General features: G+C 54.8%; 15 protein-coding genes. All 15 read left to right on the plus strand.

The genetic code is table 11. The annotated features are described in order from the left end of the window. Positions 1-18 precede the first annotated feature (18 nt). The 15 genes from ispC to RTU33_RS07050 all read left to right on the plus strand — a co-directional run bounded on the left by ispC (position 19) and on the right by RTU33_RS07050 (position 18,746). The gene (ispC, locus tag RTU33_RS06980) at positions 19-1,215 is read left to right on the plus strand and encodes a 1-deoxy-D-xylulose-5-phosphate reductoisomerase (RefSeq protein WP_312626224.1); all 1,197 of its coding nucleotides are present in this window, start codon (positions 19-21) and stop codon (positions 1,213-1,215) included. 187 nt (positions 1,216-1,402) lie between these two features. Beyond that, on the plus strand, positions 1,403-2,161 hold the full coding sequence (gene ispU, locus RTU33_RS06985) for a (2E,6E)-farnesyl-diphosphate-specific ditrans,polycis-undecaprenyl-diphosphate synthase (protein WP_312626225.1): 759 nt from the start codon (positions 1,403-1,405) through the stop codon (positions 2,159-2,161). A 12-nt stretch (positions 2,162-2,173) separates the two neighbouring features. Then, the gene (cdsA, locus tag RTU33_RS06990; RefSeq protein WP_312626226.1) at positions 2,174-3,031 is read left to right on the plus strand and encodes a phosphatidate cytidylyltransferase; all 858 of its coding nucleotides are present in this window, start codon (positions 2,174-2,176) and stop codon (positions 3,029-3,031) included. Positions 3,032-3,042: 11 nt separating this feature from the next. Continuing rightward, complete coding sequence (rseP, locus tag RTU33_RS06995; protein WP_312626228.1) at positions 3,043-4,398, plus strand: sigma E protease regulator RseP; 1,356 nt, start codon at positions 3,043-3,045, stop codon at positions 4,396-4,398. Positions 4,399-4,429: 31 nt separating this feature from the next. Continuing rightward, positions 4,430-6,841, plus strand: coding sequence for an outer membrane protein assembly factor BamA (bamA, locus tag RTU33_RS07000; RefSeq protein ID WP_312626229.1), 2,412 nt, complete (start codon positions 4,430-4,432; stop codon positions 6,839-6,841). Positions 6,842-6,964: 123 nt separating this feature from the next. Next, positions 6,965-7,459, plus strand: a complete 495-nt coding sequence (gene skp, locus RTU33_RS07005) for a molecular chaperone Skp (RefSeq protein ID WP_312626231.1) — start codon at positions 6,965-6,967, stop codon at positions 7,457-7,459. 3 nt (positions 7,460-7,462) lie between these two features. Beyond that, entirely contained in the window at positions 7,463-8,488 is a 1,026-nt protein-coding gene (gene lpxD / locus RTU33_RS07010) for a UDP-3-O-(3-hydroxymyristoyl)glucosamine N-acyltransferase (RefSeq protein WP_312626232.1), read from the plus strand. A gap of 102 nt (positions 8,489-8,590) precedes the next feature. Beyond that, positions 8,591-9,046 (plus strand): 3-hydroxyacyl-ACP dehydratase FabZ, encoded by a 456-nt coding sequence (fabZ, locus tag RTU33_RS07015; RefSeq protein WP_012016126.1) that lies wholly within the window; start codon positions 8,591-8,593, stop codon positions 9,044-9,046. Positions 9,047-9,049: 3 nt separating this feature from the next. Continuing rightward, a complete protein-coding gene (gene lpxA / locus RTU33_RS07020) occupies positions 9,050-9,838 on the plus strand; it encodes an acyl-ACP--UDP-N-acetylglucosamine O-acyltransferase (RefSeq protein ID WP_312626236.1) in 789 nt (262 codons plus the stop codon). Further along, positions 9,838-10,983, plus strand: a complete 1,146-nt coding sequence (gene lpxB, locus RTU33_RS07025; RefSeq protein ID WP_312626238.1) for a lipid-A-disaccharide synthase — start codon at positions 9,838-9,840, stop codon at positions 10,981-10,983. The genes lpxA and lpxB overlap by 1 nt, the downstream gene beginning before the upstream one ends. Then, positions 10,980-11,576 (plus strand): ribonuclease HII, encoded by a 597-nt coding sequence (gene rnhB / locus RTU33_RS07030; RefSeq protein WP_312626239.1) that lies wholly within the window; start codon positions 10,980-10,982, stop codon positions 11,574-11,576. The genes lpxB and rnhB overlap by 4 nt, the downstream gene beginning before the upstream one ends. 22 nt (positions 11,577-11,598) lie before the next feature. After that, entirely contained in the window at positions 11,599-15,081 is a 3,483-nt protein-coding gene (gene dnaE, locus RTU33_RS07035; protein ID WP_312626241.1) for a DNA polymerase III subunit alpha, read from the plus strand. A 12-nt stretch (positions 15,082-15,093) separates the two neighbouring features. Next, complete coding sequence (gene accA, locus RTU33_RS07040; protein ID WP_312626242.1) at positions 15,094-16,053, plus strand: acetyl-CoA carboxylase carboxyl transferase subunit alpha; 960 nt, start codon at positions 15,094-15,096, stop codon at positions 16,051-16,053. 105 nt (positions 16,054-16,158) lie between these two features. Then, positions 16,159-18,297: a lysine decarboxylase LdcC gene (locus RTU33_RS07045; protein WP_312626244.1), complete on the plus strand. Its 2,139-nt coding sequence runs from the start codon at positions 16,159-16,161 to the stop codon at positions 18,295-18,297. A 59-nt stretch (positions 18,298-18,356) separates the two neighbouring features. Next, positions 18,357-18,746: a VOC family protein gene (locus RTU33_RS07050; RefSeq protein ID WP_312626246.1), complete on the plus strand. Its 390-nt coding sequence runs from the start codon at positions 18,357-18,359 to the stop codon at positions 18,744-18,746.

Below are 18,746 nucleotides of genomic sequence, written 5' to 3' on the forward strand. Positions count from 1 at the left end.
TCTCTCTTCGGGTTTTTCATGAAGCATTTAACCATTCTGGGTTCCACGGGCTCTATTGGCTGCAGCACGCTTGACGTGGTGCGTAACAATCGCGACCTTTTCAGCGTTACTGCTCTGGTGGCGGGTAAAAACGTCGAGCGTATGGTCGAGCAGTGCCTGGAATTCTCTCCGCAGTATGCCGTGATGGACGATGCACAAAGCGCAGCCGCGCTGGTTGTGGCGTTACGTGAGCATGGTAGCCAAACGGAAGTGCTGAATGGACAGCAGGCCGCCTGCGATGTTGCGGCGCTGGATGATGTTGACCATGTCATGGCAGCGATTGTCGGGGCGGCCGGGCTGATGCCGACGCTTGCCGCTATCCGGGCCGGAAAAACTATCCTTCTGGCGAACAAGGAGTCGCTGGTCACCTGCGGTCGTCTGTTTATGGACGCGGTAAAAGAGAGCGGGGCGAGACTGTTGCCGGTGGACAGCGAACATAACGCGATTTTTCAGAGTTTACCGGAAACAATTCAAAATCAGCTGGGGTACGCTTCCCTGGAGCAGAACGGTGTATTGTCGATTCTGCTAACCGGGTCTGGTGGCCCGTTCCGCGAGACGCCGCTGTCCGATCTGCGTGCTATGACGCCGGATCAGGCTTGCCGCCATCCGAACTGGTCGATGGGACGTAAAATTTCCGTCGACTCCGCCACCATGATGAACAAAGGTCTGGAATACATTGAAGCGCGTTGGTTGTTTAACGCTTCGGCAAGCCAGATGGAAGTCATTATCCATCCTCAGTCCGTGATCCATTCGATGGTGCGCTACCGTGATGGTAGCGTGCTGGCGCAGCTTGGTGAGCCTGATATGCGCACGCCGATCGCGCACACCATGGCCTGGCCGAATCGCGTGGCCTCCGGCGTGAAGCCTCTGGATTTTTATGCGCTAAGCGAGCTCTCCTTTGCCGCGCCGGATTATCAGCGCTATCCGTGCCTGAAGCTGGCGATGGACGCTTTCGATCGCGGACAAGCGGCAACGACAGCGCTGAATGCCGCCAATGAAGTGAGCGTTGATGCGTTTCTGACGTCGAAGATCCGCTTCACGGATATTGCGGCCGTCAATTTGGCTGTGCTCTCCGCGCTGGATCTGCAGGAACCTGCCAGCGTTGAGGAGGTCATGAGCGTGGATGCTCACGCCAGAAGCGTTGCAAGCCAACAGGTGACGCGTCTCGCAAGCTGATGATTATCCGCCCAACGAATGCGGCTTCATTTGTTAGCGCTGGGCTTCAGTGTTATAGTCTGCGCCACTTGATAACGCCGTAACGACAAAGCGTTCTCAGGTGAGCCGTGGATTTGCACGGCTTTTTTTGCGCTAAGCGTCTGTATTCCGGTACCGCTAATTCCTTTGCATGGACTAATAACGCGTTATGTTGTCTGCTAACCAACCAATCAGCGAAAATCTGCCTGCCCACGGCTGCCAGCATGTGGCCATCATTATGGACGGCAATGGTCGCTGGGCGAAAAGACAGGGAAAAATCCGCGCCTTCGGTCATAAAGCGGGGGCGAAATCAGTACGCCGGGCCGTCTCATTTGCAGCTAATAACGGGATTAAGGCGTTAACCCTTTACGCTTTCAGCAGTGAAAACTGGAACCGCCCCGAGCAGGAAGTCAGCGCGCTGATGGAGCTGTTTGTCTGGGCGCTGGATAGCGAAGTCAAAAGCCTGCACAAACATAACGTTCGCTTGCGCATCATTGGTGATACCCGCCGCTTTAACGCCCGATTACAGGAGCGTATCCGTAAGGCAGAGGCGTTGACCGGGAATAATACCGGCCTGACGCTCAACATTGCTGCGAACTACGGCGGACGCTGGGATATCATCCAGGGAGTTCAGCATCTGGCTGCACAGGTTCAGGAAGGGCAACTGCGTCCGGAAGAGATAACCGAAGATTTGCTGGGGCAGCAAATCTGTATGCATGAACTGGCTCCCGTAGATTTGGTAATTAGGACAGGGGGAGAGCATCGCATTAGTAACTTTTTGCTTTGGCAAATTGCCTACGCCGAACTTTACTTTACAGATGTTCTTTGGCCTGATTTCGATGAACAAGACTTTGAAGGTGCGCTGCATGCCTTTGCCAATCGAGAGCGTCGTTTCGGCGGCACCGAGCCTGGTGGCGACAAAGCCTGATGGGGGTAGCTCTTGCTGAAGTATCGCCTGATCTCTGCTTTCGTTTTAATACCCGTTGTAATCGCGGCGCTGTTTTTGCTGCCGCCTGTCGCCTTCGCGATTGTCACGCTGGTGGTGTGTATGCTGGCGGCGTGGGAATGGGGTCAATTAAGCGGTTTTAAAACTCGCTCTCAGCGAGTATGGCTGGCGGTGCTTTGCGGGTTAATACTTGCCGCGATGCTCTTTTGGCTACCGGAATATCATCATAACGTCCATCAGCCGTTGGTTGAAGGAGCCCTTTGGGCGTCAATGGGATGGTGGGTTGCGGCCTTGCTGCTGGTGCTATTTTATCCGGGTTCCGCTGCGATTTGGCGAAACTCTAAAGCGTTACGTTTGCTGTTCGGTCTGCTAACGATTATCCCTTTTTTCTGGGGAATGCTGGCGCTGCGTGCCTGGCATTATGATGAGAATCACTACAGCGGAGCCGTCTGGTTGCTGTACATCATGATTCTGGTTTGGGGCGCTGATTCCGGCGCTTACATGTTTGGCAAGCTGTTTGGTAAGCATAAACTGGCCCCTAAAGTCTCCCCAGGTAAAACCTGGCAAGGCTTTATTGGTGGCCTGTTTACCGCGGCTGTCATTTCCTGGGTTTACGGCCTGTGTGTGGATCTGGACGTTGCACCAGCCACGCTGCTGACATGTTCATTGGTCGCAGCGCTGGCTTCAGTGCTGGGTGATTTGACCGAAAGTATGTTCAAACGTGAAGCCGGTATCAAAGACAGCGGGAACTTGATTCCAGGACATGGCGGTATTCTTGACCGAATCGACAGCCTTACGGCGGCGGTGCCGGTTTTTGCTTGCCTGCTACTTTTAGTCTTCAGGACGATTTGACGGAAGGGTTTATGCTGAGCATTCTCTGGAATCTGGCGGCATTCATTGTTGCACTGGGTGTGCTGATCACCGTGCATGAATTTGGTCATTTCTGGGTTGCTCGTCGCTGCGGCGTACGCGTGGAGCGTTTTTCCATTGGTTTTGGGAAAGCGCTCTGGCGCCGCGTTGACCGTCAGGGAACCGAATACGTTATCGCCCTTATTCCTCTGGGCGGCTACGTCAAAATGCTGGATGAACGCGTTGAGCCGGTTGCGCCGGAAATGCGTCACTCTGCGTTTAACAACAAAACCGTCGGCCAGCGGGCCGCCATCATTGCAGCCGGTCCGGTTGCGAATTTTCTGTTTGCTATCTTCACCTACTGGCTGGTGTTTATCATCGGCGTTCCCGGCGTGCGCCCGGTTATTGGTGAAATAACGCCCAATTCGATTGCTGCGGAAGCACAAATTGCGCCTGGTACGGAACTTAAAGCCGTAGATGGTATCGAAACGCCTGATTGGGATGCAGTCCGTCTGGCGCTGGTGACCAAAATCGGCGACGAGCAAACCACGCTGACCGTTGCCCCTTTCGGAACGCAGCAGCGTCAGGATAAAATCCTTAATCTGCGTCACTGGGCTTTTGAGCCTGACAAGGAGGATCCCGTTACGTCACTGGGGATTCGACCGCGTGGGGCGCAGATTGAACCTGTGTTGGCTGAAGTGCAAAACGACTCCGCCGCGCGAAAAGCAGGTTTGCAAGCGGGCGACAGGATCGTTAAAGTCGATGGTCAGCCACTGGCACAGTGGATGACATTTGTCACTCTGGTGCGCGACAATCCCGGGAAGCCTCTGGCGCTCGAGGTTGATCGACAGGGCAGCGCTCTGTCCGTTACGCTGACGCCGGACACAAAGCCCGGTAATAAAGGGAAAGCTGAAGGGTTTGCAGGGGTTGTACCAAAAATTATCCCGCTGCCCGATGAGTATAAAACAGTGCGCCAGTACGGGCCGTTTGCCGCCATCATCCAGGCCACGGATAAAACCTGGCAGTTGATGAAGTTAACGGTTCAGATGCTGGGGAAATTGATCACCGGTGACGTAAAACTGAACAACCTCAGTGGGCCAATTTCGATTGCTCAGGGGGCTGGGATGTCAGCGGAGTTTGGGTTGATTTACTATTTGATGTTCCTTGCGCTCATCAGTGTGAATCTGGGCATTATCAACCTGTTCCCGCTTCCCGTGTTAGACGGGGGTCATCTGCTCTTCCTGGCGATTGAAAAGCTGAAGGGCGGGCCGGTATCCGAGCGAGTTCAAGACTTTAGTTATCGCATTGGCTCAATACTGCTGGTGCTGTTAATGGGGCTTGCACTTTTCAATGATTTCTCTCGGCTATAAGCGAGAGTGTTAGGAAGAACGCATAATAACGATGGCGATGAAAAAGTTGCTCATAGCGTCGCTGCTTTTCGGCAGCGCGACCGTATACGGTGCTGACGGATTCGTAGTGAAGGATATTCATTTCGAAGGCTTGCAGCGAGTCGCCGTTGGTGCGGCCCTCCTCAGCATGCCCGTTCGTCCCGGCGATACGGTGACTGATGAAGACATCAGTAACACCATCCGTGCGCTGTTTGCCACAGGCAACTTCGAGGATGTGCGTGTTCTGCGTGACGGCGATACGTTGCTGGTGCAGGTCAAAGAGCGCCCAACGATTGCCAGCATCACCTTCTCCGGTAATAAGTCGGTGAAAGATGACATGCTGAAGCAGAACCTCGAAGCCTCTGGCGTCCGCGTAGGTGAATCTCTCGACCGTACTACGCTCGGGGATATCGAAAAAGGCCTGGAAGATTTCTACTATAGCGTCGGTAAGTACAGCGCGAGCGTTAAGGCCGTTGTTACGCCGCTGCCGCGTAACCGCGTTGACCTCAAGCTGGTCTTCCAGGAAGGTGTTTCAGCCAAAATTCAGCAGATTAACATCGTCGGTAACCATGCGTTCAGCACCGATGAACTGATCTCCACCTTCCAGCTGCGCGATGAAGTGCCGTGGTGGAACGTGGTCGGCGATCGTAAATATCAGAAGCAGAAACTGGCGGGTGACCTTGAAACCCTGCGCAGCTACTATCTGGATCGCGGCTACGCACGCTTCAACATCGACTCCACTCAGGTCAGCCTGACGCCGGACAAGAAAGGGATCTACATCACCATTAACATCACCGAAGGCGATCAGTACAAGCTGTCGGGCGTTGAGGTGAACGGTAACCTGGCGGGGCACTCTGCGGAGATCGAAAGCCTGACCAAAGTAGAGCCAGGTGAGCTCTATAACGGCGCCAAAGTGACCAAAATGGAAGATAACATCAAGAAACTTCTTGGTCGCTACGGCTACGCCTACCCACGCGTACAGTCTCAGCCAGAAATCAACGATGCGGATAAAACCGTTAAGCTGCACGTCAGCGTTGATGCAGGTAACCGCTACTACGTACGTAAAATTCGCTTTGAAGGCAACGACACTTCTAAAGATGCCGTTCTGCGTCGCGAAATGCGTCAGATGGAAGGCGCGTGGCTTGGCAGCGATTTGGTCGATTCCGGTAAGGATCGCCTGAACCGTCTGGGCTACTTCGAAACCGTGGATGTTGACACTCAGCGCGTGCCGGGCAGCCCGGATCAGGTTGATGTGGTTTACAAGGTGAAAGAACGTAACACCGGTAGCTTCAACTTCGGTGTGGGCTACGGTACGGAAAGCGGCGTCAGCTTCCAGGTCGGCGTTCAGCAGGATAACTGGCTGGGTACAGGCTACTCGGTTGGCATTAACGGCACCAAAAACGACTATCAGACCTATTCCGAGTTTTCTGTGACCAACCCGTACTTTACGGTGGATGGAGTGAGCCTCGGCGGGCGTATCTTCTACAATGACTTTAAAGCGGATGATGCGGACCTTTCCTCGTACACCAACAAGAGCTACGGCCTTGATGGTACGCTGGGCTTCCCAATCAACGAGTACAACACGCTGCGCGCGGGCTTAGGTTATGTGCATAACGACCTGTCCAACATGCAGCCGCAGGTGGCGATGAACCGTTATCTGGATTCGATTGGTCAGGATGCCAGCACCACGAAGAACGATAACGACTTCTCGGCAGATGACTTCACGTTCAACTATGGGTGGACATATAACCACCTTGACCGTGGCTTCTTCCCGACGGACGGTTCTCGCGTCAACCTGAACGGTAAAGTGACAATCCCAGGTTCCGATAACGAATTCTATAAAGTCACTCTCGATACGGCGTCCTACTTCCCGATCGATGACGATCACAAGTGGGTCCTGTTGGGACGTACTCGTTGGGGCTATGGCGATGGCTTAGGCGGTAAAGAGCTGCCGTTCTATGAGAACTTCTATGCCGGTGGTTCAAGCACCGTGCGTGGTTTCCAGTCGAACAACATCGGTCCGAAAGCCGTTTATTACGGCCCGAACCAGGATAACTGCGGCACCACCTCAACTGGCGTATGTCGATCCGACGATGCAGTCGGGGGTAACGCCATGGCCGTCGCCAGCGCCGAGCTGATCGTGCCAACGCCGTTTATCAGTGATAAATACGCTAACTCAGTCCGTACCTCCGTCTTCTGGGATGCCGGTACCGTCTGGGATACTAACTGGGAAAACACCGCGCAGATGCAGGCCGCAGGGGTGCCGGATTACGGCGACCCGGGCAATATCCGTATGTCCGCCGGTATCGCATTACAATGGATGTCTCCATTGGGGCCGTTGGTCTTCTCCTACGCCCAGCCGTTTAAAAAGTACGAGGGAGACAAAGCAGAACAATTCCAGTTTAACATTGGTAAAACCTGGTAATTGCTTTGTGCAAAGGAATGCTAGTGCAGTGTAGCGATGACATCTGACGATCACTCGCGTGGTTGTATGACTTCGCAAAGAACGGTGCCTTCGGGCACTCATGGGATGGTAAGGAGTTTTATTGTGAAAAAGTGGTTAGTAGCTGCAGGTCTGGGTTTAGCAATGGCCGCGTCTGCACAAGCAGCAGACACAATTGCAATTGTTAACATGGGTAGCCTGTTCCAGCAGGTTGCACAGAAAACCGGTGTTTCTGCGAAGCTGGAGAGTGAGTTTAAAGGCCGCGCAAGCGATCTGCAGAGCCAGGAATCCGATCTCCAGGCCAAAATGCAGCGTCTGCAGCGTGATGGATCTACCATGAAAGCGAGCGAACGCAGCAAAATGGAAAAAGACATCATGGCTCAGCGTCAGACTTTCTCTCAGAAAGCCCAGCAGTTTGAGCAGGATCGTGCGCGTCGTTCTAACGAAGAGCGCGGTAAGCTGGTGACTCGTATCCAGGCTGCAGTGAAGAGCGTAGCGGCTGACCAGAAAATCGATCTGGTTGTTGACGCAAATACCGTTGCTTACAACAGCAGTGACGTGAAAGACATCACCGCTGATGTGCTGAAACAGGTTAAATAAGTAATGCCTTCAATTCGACTGGCTGACTTAGCGCAGCAGTTGGATGCAGAATTACACGGTGATGGCGATATCGTCATCACCGCTGTTGCGTCCATGCAATCCGCTAATACAGGCCATATCACGTTCATGGTGAATCCTAAATACCGTGAACACCTGGCCGCATGCCAGGCTTCTGCTGTCGTGATGACGGCAGACGATTTGCCTTTTGCCAAAAGCGCGGCGCTGGTAGTGAAAAATCCCTACCTGACTTACGCCCGTATGGCGCAAATTCTTGACTCCACGCCGCAGCCGGCGCAGGACATCGCGCCCAGCGCGGTGGTTGATGCGACGGCAAAGCTTGGACAAAACGTCTCAATTGGCGCAAATGCAGTTATCGAATCCGGGGTCGTGCTCGGTGATAACGTTCGCATTGGCGCGGGCTGTTTCGTCGGTAAGAACACCAAAATTGGTGCCGGTTCACGCCTGTGGGCGAACGTATCGGTTTATCACGAAATTGAGATCGGTGAGCAGTGCCTGATCCAGTCCAGTACCGTTATTGGATCGGATGGCTTTGGCTATGCTAACGATCGCGGCAACTGGGTGAAGATCCCTCAGCTGGGTCGCGTTATCATCGGCGATCGCGTAGAGATCGGTGCCTGTACCACCATCGATCGTGGCGCGCTGGATGACACCGTCATCGGTAACGGCGTGATCATTGATAACCAGTGCCAGATTGCGCACAACGTGGTCATCGGTGACAATACTGCCGTTGCGGGCGGGGTTATCATGGCAGGCAGCCTGAAAATTGGCCGCTACTGCATGATTGGTGGCGCAAGCGTCATCAACGGCCACATGGAGATCTGCGACAAAGTGACGGTGACCGGGATGGGCATGGTAATGCGTCCGATCACTGAGCCTGGCGTATACTCCTCCGGCATTCCGCTGCAGCCTAACAAGGCATGGCGCAAAACCGCCGCGCTGGTGATGAACATTGATGACATGAGCAAGCGCCTTAAAGCACTTGAGCGTAAAAACAGTCAGCAAGACTAACGTTACATCATAAGCGCCATCTTCCCGGCCTGTCTGATTTTTTAGAATCCGGCAGGCCGTGTTATTATTGCACTTTAAGTATTTTTAGACAGGAAGAGTATTTTGACTACTGACACTCATACTCTGCACATTGAAGAGATTCTGGAACTTCTGCCGCACCGTTACCCGTTCTTGCTGGTCGATCGCGTGCTGGATTTTGAAGAAGGTCGTTTTCTTCGCGCAGTTAAAAATGTCTCCGTAAATGAGCCGTTTTTCCAGGGACATTTCCCGGGTAAACCGATTTTCCCAGGCGTGCTGATTCTGGAAGCCATGGCTCAGGCCACCGGTATTCTGGCATTCAAGAGCGTCGGTAAACTTGAGCCGGGTGAACTCTACTACTTCGCAGGCATCGATGAAGCGCGCTTTAAGCGTCCTGTCGTGCCAGGCGATCAGATGATCATGGAAGTGACTTTCGAGAAAACCCGTCGTGGCCTGACTCGCTTCAAAGGCGTGGCATCGGTTGACGGGAAAGTGGTTTGCGAAGCAACAATGATGTGTGCGCGTAGCCGGGAGGCCTGATACGTGATTGATAAAACTGCCTTTATCCATCCAACCTCCATTGTGGAAGAGGGCGCCGTTATCGGTGCCAACGCTCACATTGGTCCGTTTTGTATTGTGGGTCCGAACGTCACCATTGGCGAAGGGACCGTACTGAAGTCTCATGTGGTGGTAAATGGTCACACGACCATTGGTCGCGACAATGAAATTTATCAGTTCGCTTCCATCGGGGAAGTTAACCAGGATCTGAAATACGCTGGCGAACCAACCCGTGTGGAGATTGGCGATCGCAACCGCATTCGCGAAAGCGTCACCATTCATCGTGGCACAACACAGGGCGGTGGATTGACGAAGGTAGGCAGCGATAACCTGCTGATGATCAACGCGCACGTCGCGCATGATTGCACAGTGGGCAACCGCTGCATCCTCGCGAACAACGCAACGCTCGCGGGTCACGTGTCTCTGGACGATTTTGTGATTGTCGGCGGCATGACGGCTGTCCATCAGTTCTGCATCATTGGTGCACACGTGATGGTTGGCGGCTGCTCCGGCGTCGCACAGGACGTTCCGCCTTACGTTATCGCGCAGGGCAACCACGCCACGCCTTTCGGTGTCAACATCGAAGGCCTGAAGCGCCGTGGTTTCAGCAGAGAAGCAATCATTGCCATTCGCAATGCGTACAAACTGCTTTACCGCAGCGGTAAAACGCTGGAAGAAGCCAAACCGGAAATCGCCGAACTTGCAGAGCAGCATCCTGAAGTGAAAGCCTTCTCTGACTTCTTCGAACGCTCTACGCGTGGTCTGATTCGTTAATGGCTGAACGTCCGTTAACGATTGCCCTGGTCGCCGGAGAAACCTCCGGCGATATTCTTGGTGCAGGTCTGATTCGTGCCCTGAAAGCGCGGGTTCCGAACGCCCGATTCGTCGGCGTAGCCGGGCCGCTGATGCAGGCTGAAGGCTGTGAAGCCTGGTACGAAATGGAAGAGCTGGCGGTGATGGGGATTGTCGAAGTCCTCGGTCGTCTGCGCCGTCTGCTGCATATCCGTGCCGATCTGACCCGTCGCTTTACCGAACTCAAGCCCGATGTGTTCGTCGGTATTGATGCCCCGGATTTCAACATTACCCTCGAAGGGAACCTGAAGAAGCAGGGAATCAAAACCATCCATTATGTCAGCCCGTCCGTCTGGGCATGGCGACAAAAACGTGTTTTCAAAATCGGCAGAGCCACCGATCTGGTGCTCGCGTTTCTGCCTTTCGAAAAAGCGTTTTACGACCGTTTCAACGTGCCCTGCCGCTTTATCGGACACACTATGGCAGATGCGATGCCGCTCGATCCTGATAAAAATGCCGCACGTGATACGCTCGGCATTGCCCATGACGTGCATTGTCTGGCGTTACTGCCGGGCAGCCGGGGCGCGGAAGTGGAAATGCTTAGCGCAGATTTCCTGAAAACGGCGCAGCTTCTGCGCAATCACTACCCCGATCTGGAAGTTGTGGTGCCGCTGGTTAACGCCAAACGCCGTGAGCAGTTTGAGCGCATCAAAGCGGAGATTGCACCCGATCTCAACGTGCATATGCTGAACGGTATGGGTCGTGAGGCGATGATCGCCAGCGACGCCGCGCTGCTGGCATCCGGCACGGCGGCGCTCGAATGCATGCTGGCGAAGTGCCCGATGGTCGTGGGCTATCGCATGAAGCCATTTACCTTCTGGCTGGCGAAACGTCTGGTGAAAACCGATTACGTCTCGCTGCCTAATTTGCTGGCGGGCCGGGAACTGGTGAAAGAACTTTTGCAGGATGAGTGTCAGCCGGAAAGCCTCGCTGAGGCACTGCTTCCGCTGCTCGCGGATGGTAAAACCAGCCACGCTATGCACGATACCTTCCGCGAATTGCACCAGCAAATTCGCTGTAATGCCGATGAGCAGGCAGCAGAAGCGGTGCTGGAGCTGGCGCAATGACCGACGTATTTGTTTATCCGCACACTTACCTGGTGGCGGGTGTCGACGAAGTAGGCCGCGGTCCTTTAGTGGGCGCGGTTGTCACCGCGGCGGTGATCCTCGATCCGGCAAGGCCGATCGTCGGCCTCAACGACTCTAAAAAGCTAAGCGAAAAGCGCCGCCTGGCGCTGTTCGGTGAAATCAAAGAGAAGGCGCTGAGCTGGAGCCTTGGCCGTGCCGAGCCGCATGAAATTGACGAGCTCAACATTCTGCACGCCACAATGCTGGCGATGCAGCGCGCCGTGGCTGGCCTGCATATTCCGCCGGAATATGTGCTGATCGATGGTAATCGCTGCCCGGCGTTGCCGGTGCCGTCGTTGGCCGTAGTCAAAGGCGACAGTCGCGTGGCAGAAATTAGCGCGGCCTCCATTCTGGCGAAAGTGTCCCGCGATGCGGAGATGGCGGCGCTGGACCAGACTTTCCCTGAGTATGGCTTTGCCCGGCACAAAGGGTATCCAACGGCTTTTCATCTGGAAAAGCTGGCTCTGCATGGTGCCACCGAACACCACCGGCGCAGTTTCGGGCCTGTCAAACGCGCACTGGGCATTGCCTGATTAAGTTAAGCGGGAACTGAAGATGGCTGAACCACGTTTCGTGCACCTGCGGGTGCATAGCGACTACTCCATGATTGACGGGCTGGCGAAAACCGGGCCGCTGGTGAAAAAGGCGGCCGCGCTCGGCATGCCGGCGCTGGCGATCACCGATTTCACCAACCTTTGCGGTCTGGTGAAGTTCTACGGTGCGGGGCATGGTGCGGGCCTGAAGCCGATTATCGGGGCCGATTTCCATGTTCAGAGCGATCTGTTTGCCGAGGAGCTGACTCAGCTGACGGTGCTTGCCGCCAACAACGAAGGCTATCAGAATCTTACGTTGCTGATTTCACGGGCATATCAGCGTGGTTATGGCGCTCAGGGGCCGTATATCGACCGTGAGTGGCTGGTTGAGCAGAAAGAAGGTCTGATTTTACTTTCCGGCGCGCGCATGGGCGACGTCGGGAAAGCGCTGCTGCGCGGAAACACCGCGCTGGTTGAGCAGTGTGTGGCATTCTACAAAGAGCATTTTCCGGATCGTTATTTCCTCGAATTAATCCGCACGGGCCGGGCCGATGAAGAAAACTATCTTCATGCCGCCGTGAAGCTTGCCGAAGATCGCGGGCTGCCGGTTGTCGCGACCAACGACGTGCGCTTTATTGACGCGGGTGACTTCGATGCCCACGAAATTCGCGTCGCCATCCATGATGGTTTTACCCTCGACGATCCCAAGCGTCCGCGCAATTACTCTTCGCAGCAGTACATGCGCACCGAAGACGAAATGTGCGAACTGTTCTCGGATATTCCGGAAGCGCTGGCCAATACCGTTGAGATTGCCAAACGCTGTAATGTGACCGTGCGCCTTGGCGAATACTTCCTGCCACAGTTCCCGACCGGCGACATGACCACCGAAGATTTCCTCGTCGTGAAATCGAAGGAAGGGCTTGAAGAACGTCTTGAGTTCTTATTCCCGGATCCGGCTGTTCGCGCGGAGAAGCGCCCGGAATATGACGAACGTCTGGATATCGAACTTCAGGTTATTAACCAGATGGGGTTCCCGGGCTACTTCCTGATCGTAATGGAATTTATCCAGTGGTCGAAGGATAACGGCGTGCCGGTAGGGCCGGGCCGTGGTTCCGGTGCGGGCTCTCTGGTGGCCTATGCGCTGAAGATTACCGACCTCGATCCGCTTGAATTTGATCTGCTTTTTGAACGTTTTCTTAACCCGGAACGTGTCTCGATGCCCGACTTCGACGTCGATTTCTGCATGGAGAAACGTGACCAGGTGATTGAGCACGTCGCCGATATGTACGGGCGCGATGCCGTTTCTCAGATAATTACCTTCGGTACGATGGCCGCAAAAGCGGTTATACGTGACGTAGGGCGCGTGCTTGGCCATCCTTATGGGTTTGTTGACCGCATTTCGAAGCTTGTGCCCCCCGATCCGGGCATGACGCTGGCCAAAGCCTTTGAAGCTGAACCGCAGCTGCCGGAAATATATGAGGCAGATGAAGAGGTTAAAGCGCTGATCGACATGGCGCGTAAGCTTGAAGGCGTCACGCGTAACGCCGGGAAGCACGCCGGGGGCGTGGTTATCGCGCCAACCAAAATTACCGATTTTGCACCACTTTACTGCGACGAATCCGGGCATCATCCGGTTACCCAGTTCGATAAAAACGACGTTGAATATGCCGGGCTGGTGAAGTTTGACTTCCTCGGTCTGCGAACGCTGACGATCATCGACTGGGCGCTGAAGATGATCAACCCACGTCGGGTGAAGCAGGGTCTTGAGCCGATTGATATCGCCGCTATCCCGCTCGACGACAAGAAAAGCTTCGACATGCTGCAGCGCTCGGAAACGACCGCCGTGTTCCAGCTTGAATCCCGCGGCATGAAGGATCTGATTAAGCGCCTGCAGCCGGACTGCTTCGAAGATATGATCGCTCTGGTGGCGCTGTTCCGCCCGGGGCCGCTACAGTCGGGCATGGTGGATAACTTTATCGACCGTAAGCACGGCCGTGAAGAGATCTCCTACCCGGACGTGCAGTGGCAGCATGAAAGCCTGAAGCCGGTGCTGGAGCCGACCTACGGCATCATTCTGTACCAGGAACAGGTGATGCAGATTGCTCAGGTGCTCTCCGGCTATACGCTTGGCGGCGCGGACATGCTGCGTCGTGCGATGGGTAAGAAAAAGCCCGAAGAGATGGCGAAGCAGCGCGGCACCTTCGAAGAAGGGGCTATTAAGAACGGCATCGATGGCGAGCTGTCGATGAAAATCTTCGACCTGGTCGAAAAATTTGCGGGCTACGGCTTCAACAAATCCCACTCTGCGGCGTATGCGCTGGTGTCGTATCAGACGCTGTGGCTGAAGGCGCACTATCCGGCAGAGTTTATGGCTGCGGTGATGACCGCCGATATGGACAACACTGAGAAAGTCGTCGGCCTGGTGGACGAGTGCTGGCGCATGGGGCTGAAGATTCTGCCGCCGGATATTAACTCTGGCCTGTACCATTTCCACGTCAACGATGACGGGGAGATTGTCTACGGCATCGGCGCCATTAAGGGCGTTGGCGAAGGTCCGATTGAAGCTATTCTCGAAGCGCGAAACGAAGGCGGCTATTTCCGCGAGCTCTTCGACCTTTGCGCCCGCGTGGACACGAAAAAGCTGAACAAGCGCGTGCTGGAAAAGCTGATTATGTCCGGCGCGTTCGACAGGCTTGGCCCGCATCGTGCGGCGCTGGCGAACTCGTTGCCGGACGCGCTGAAGGCAGCCGATCAGCATGCAAAAGCCGAAGCCATCGGGCAGGTCGATATGTTCGGCGTGCTGGCGGAAGAGCCGGAACAGGTGGAACAATCCTACGCCAGCTGTCAGCCATGGCCGGAACAGATTGTTCTGGAAGGGGAGCGGGAAACGCTGGGTCTCTACCTGACCGGACACCCAATTACCCAGTATCTGAAAGAGATTGAGCGTTACGCCGGGGGCGTAAGGCTCAAAGACATGCATCCGACCGATCGTGGTAAAGTCACCACGGCGGCGGGGCTTGTGATTGCCGCGCGGGTTATGGTCACCAAACGCGGCAATCGCATCGGCATCTGTACGCTGGATGACCGTTCCGGGCGTCTGGAGGTGATGTTATTCACCGACGCACTGGATAAATACCAGCATTTGCTGGAAAAAGACCGCATACTTATCGTCAGCGGACAGGTCAGCTTTGATGACTTCAGCGGCGGCCTTAAAATGATGGCCCGCGAAGTGATGGATATTGACGAAGCCCGTGAAAAATATGCTCGCGGGCTTGCTATCTCGCTGACGGACAGGCAAATTGATGACCAGCTTTTAAACCGTCTCCGTCAGTCTCTGGAACCCCATCGGTCGGGGACCATTCCAGTACATCTCTACTATCAGAGGGCGGATGCACGCGCACGATTGCGCTTTGGCGCGACCTGGCGTGTTTCTCCGAGCGATCGTTTACTCAACGATCTGCGTGGCCTCATTGGGTCGGAGCAGGTGGAACTGGAGTTTGACTAATACAGGAATACTATGAGTCTGAATTTCCTTGATTTCGAACAGCCGATTGCAGAGCTGGAAGCGAAAATCGATTCTCTGACGTCCGTTGGCCGTCAGGATGAAAAACTGGATATTAACATCGACGAAGAAGTGCATCGTCTGCGTGAAAAAAGCGTAGAGCTGACGCGTAAAATCTTCGCCGATCTCGGTGCATGGCAGGTTGCTCAGCTGGCTCGCCATCCGCAGCGCCCATATACCCTGGATTATCTGCGTCTGGCGTTCGATGAATTCGACGAGCTGGCAGGCGACCGCGCCTATGCCGATGACAAAGCTATCGTCGGCGGTATCGCGCGTCTTGATGGGCGTCCGGTGATGGTGATTGGCCATCAGAAAGGCCGTGAAACCAAAGAGAAAATCCGCCGTAACTTCGGCATGCCAGCGCCGGAAGGCTACCGTAAAGCGCTGCGCCTGATGGAAATGGCAGAGCGCTTCAACATGCCGATCGTGACCTTCATCGACACGCCGGGTGCGTATCCGGGCGTGGGCGCGGAAGAGCGCGGTCAGTCTGAAGCTATCGCACGTAACCTGCGTGAAATGTCTCGCCTGAAGGTGCCGGTAATCTGCACCGTAATCGGTGAAGGCGGCTCCGGCGGCGCACTGGCGATTGGCGTGGGCGATAAAGTGAATATGCTGCAGTACAGCACCTATTCCGTTATCTCTCCGGAAGGCTGTGCTTCCATTCTTTGGAAAAGCGCTGATAAAGCGCCGCTGGCCGCAGAAGCGATGGGCATTATTGCCCCGCGCCTGAAAGAGCTGAAGCTTATCGACACCGTCATCCCGGAACCACTGGGCGGCGCACACCGTAAGCCGGAAGTGATGGCTGCGAGCCTGAAAGCGCAGATCCTGGCGGATCTGGCCGATCTCGACGTGCTGAGCACCGAAGATCTGCTCAACCGTCGCTATCAGCGTCTGATGAGCTACGGCTACGCGTAAGAAAGCGTAAAGAGTGCTCTGAAAAAGCCACACTGCGTGTGGCTTTTTTTATTTCCGCTATCCACCTGCGCTATGATTAACGGAGGTTTTTTCCAGGAGGAATGCGTGAATATTATCGCCATCATGGGGCCGCACGGCGTCTACCACAAAGATCAGCCGATTAAAGATCTTGAAGCGGCACTGACCCAACAGGGATTCAAAATTATCTGGCCGCAGAACAGCGCCGATCTCATTAAATTCGTTGAGCAAAATCCGCGGATCTGCGGGGTTATCTTCGACTGGGATGAGTACGGCGAAGACCTGTGCAGCGACATCAATCAGCTTAACGAATACCTGCCGCTGTATGCCTTCATCAATACCCATTCGACGCTCGACGTCAGCATCAACGATATGCGCATGGCGCTGTGGTTCTTTGAATACGCGCTCGGCGCGGCAGAAGACATCGCCACGCGTATAGGGCAATACACCAAAGAGTATCTCGACAACATTACCCCGCCGTTTACCCGCGCGCTGTTCAACTACGTGAAAGAGGGCAAGTATACCTTCTGCACACCGGGACACATGGCGGGTACGGCCTATCAGAAAAGCCCGGTCGGTTGCCTGTTCTATGACTTTTTTGGCGGCAATACGCTAAAGGCGGATGTCTCCATTTCCGTTACCGAACTGGGTTCCCTGCTCGATCATACCGGCCCACATCTGGAAGCCGAAGAGTACATTGCCCGCACCTTTGGTGCTGAGCAAAGCTATATGGTGACGAACGGCACCTCGACGTCGAACAAAATCGTCGGCATGTACGCCGCTCCGGCGGGAAGCACGCTGCTTATCGACCGCAACTGTCATAAGTCTTTGGCGCATTTACTGATGATGAGTGACGTGGTGCCGCTGTGGATGAAGCCAACGCGCAATGCACTGGGGATCCTCGGCGGTATTCCGAAGCGTGAATTCACCCGCGAGACAATTTCGCAAAAAGTAAATGCAACTGCCGGGGCGAAATGGCCGGTTCATGCGGTGATCACTAACTCCACCTACGACGGTCTGCTCTATAACACCACCTGGATTAAAGAGACGCTCGACGTACCGTCGATTCACTTTGACTCTGCCTGGGTGCCGTATACCCATTTTCACCCGATTTATCAGGGAAAAAGCGGTATGAGCGGCGAGCGGGTACCGGGGAAAGTGATCTACGAAACGCAGTCGACGCATAAAATGCTGGCGGCGCTGTCGCAGGCGTCGCTTATACACATCAAAGGCGATTACGATGAAGATACCTTCAACGAAGCCTTTATGATGCACACGTCCACGTCACCGAGCTATCCGATAGTTGCTTCAATTGAAACCGCTGCGGCGATGCTGCGCGGCAATCCGGGTAAGCGCCTGATTAATCGCTCGGTTGAACGTGCGCTGCATTTCCGCAAAGAGGTTCAGCGTCTGCGTGAAGAGTCTGATGGCTGGTTCTTCGATATCTGGCAGCCGGAAAACGTCGATGAAGCAATGTGCTGGCCGGTATCACCGGGCGAAGAGTGGCACGGTTTTGCCGATGCTGATGCCGAACATATGTATCTCGATCCGGTAAAAGTGACCATTCTGACGCCGGGTATGGACGAGCAGGGCAACATGAGCGATGAAGGGATCCCGGCTGCGCTGGTGGCGAAGTTTCTTGATGAACGCGGCGTCGTGGTTGAGAAAACCGGGCCGTATAATCTGCTGTTTCTGTTCAGCATCGGCATCGACAAAACCCGTGCGATGGGGCTGCTGCGCGGCCTGACGGAGTTTAAAAGATCCTACGATTTGAATCTTCGCGTCAAAAATATGCTCCCGGATCTGTATGCTGAAGATCCTGATTTCTACCGCAATATGCGTATTCAGGATCTGGCGCAGGGGATCCATAAGCTGATTCGTCAGCATCAGCTGTCCCATTTGATGCTGCGTGCGTTTGACGTGCTGCCCGAAATGAAAATGACGCCGCACCAGGCCTGGCAGCGGCAGATCAAAGGAGAAGTTGAGACGATCGAAATCGAACAGCTGGTGGGGCGCGTATCGGCTAATATGATCCTGCCCTATCCGCCAGGCGTGCCGCTGCTGATGCCGGGGGAAATGATCACCGAGGAGAGTCGCGCCGTGCTCGATTTTCTGCTGATGCTTTGCTCGATTGGCCGCCACTATCCCGGTTTTGAAACCGACATTCACGGCGCAAAGCGCGATGAGGATGGTGTGTACCGGGTACGAGTCTTAAAAGAGGCCTGAGTGCTTGCCTCAGGCGGGCCGGGGCAGGTAACGTGCTGCGACACCTCAAAGGAGAAAACATGCTCGGTTTAAAACAGGTTCACCATATCGCTATCATCGCCAGCAACTACGCCAACAGTAAGGCGTTCTATTGTGACATTCTCGGCTTCACGCTGGAGAGCGAGTTCTATCGCGAAGAGCGAGACTCCTGGAAGGGCGATCTGGCGCTCAACGGCCAGTACACTATCGAGCTGTTTTCTTTCCCTTTCCCGCCTGCGCGCCCGTCGCGACCCGAAGCCTGTGGCCTGCGTCATCTGGCCTTCAGCGTCGATGATATCGATGCGGCGGTCGCTCATCTGGAAAGCCACGGCGTGAAGTGTGAGGCGATTCGTGTCGATCCGTTCACCGAACGTCGGTTTACCTTCTTCAACGATCCGGACGGCCTGCCGCTGGAGCTGTATCAGCAATAA

The sequence above is a fragment of the Scandinavium sp. genome, from assembly GCF_032012665.1.
Lineage (GTDB): Bacteria > Pseudomonadota > Gammaproteobacteria > Enterobacterales > Enterobacteriaceae > Scandinavium.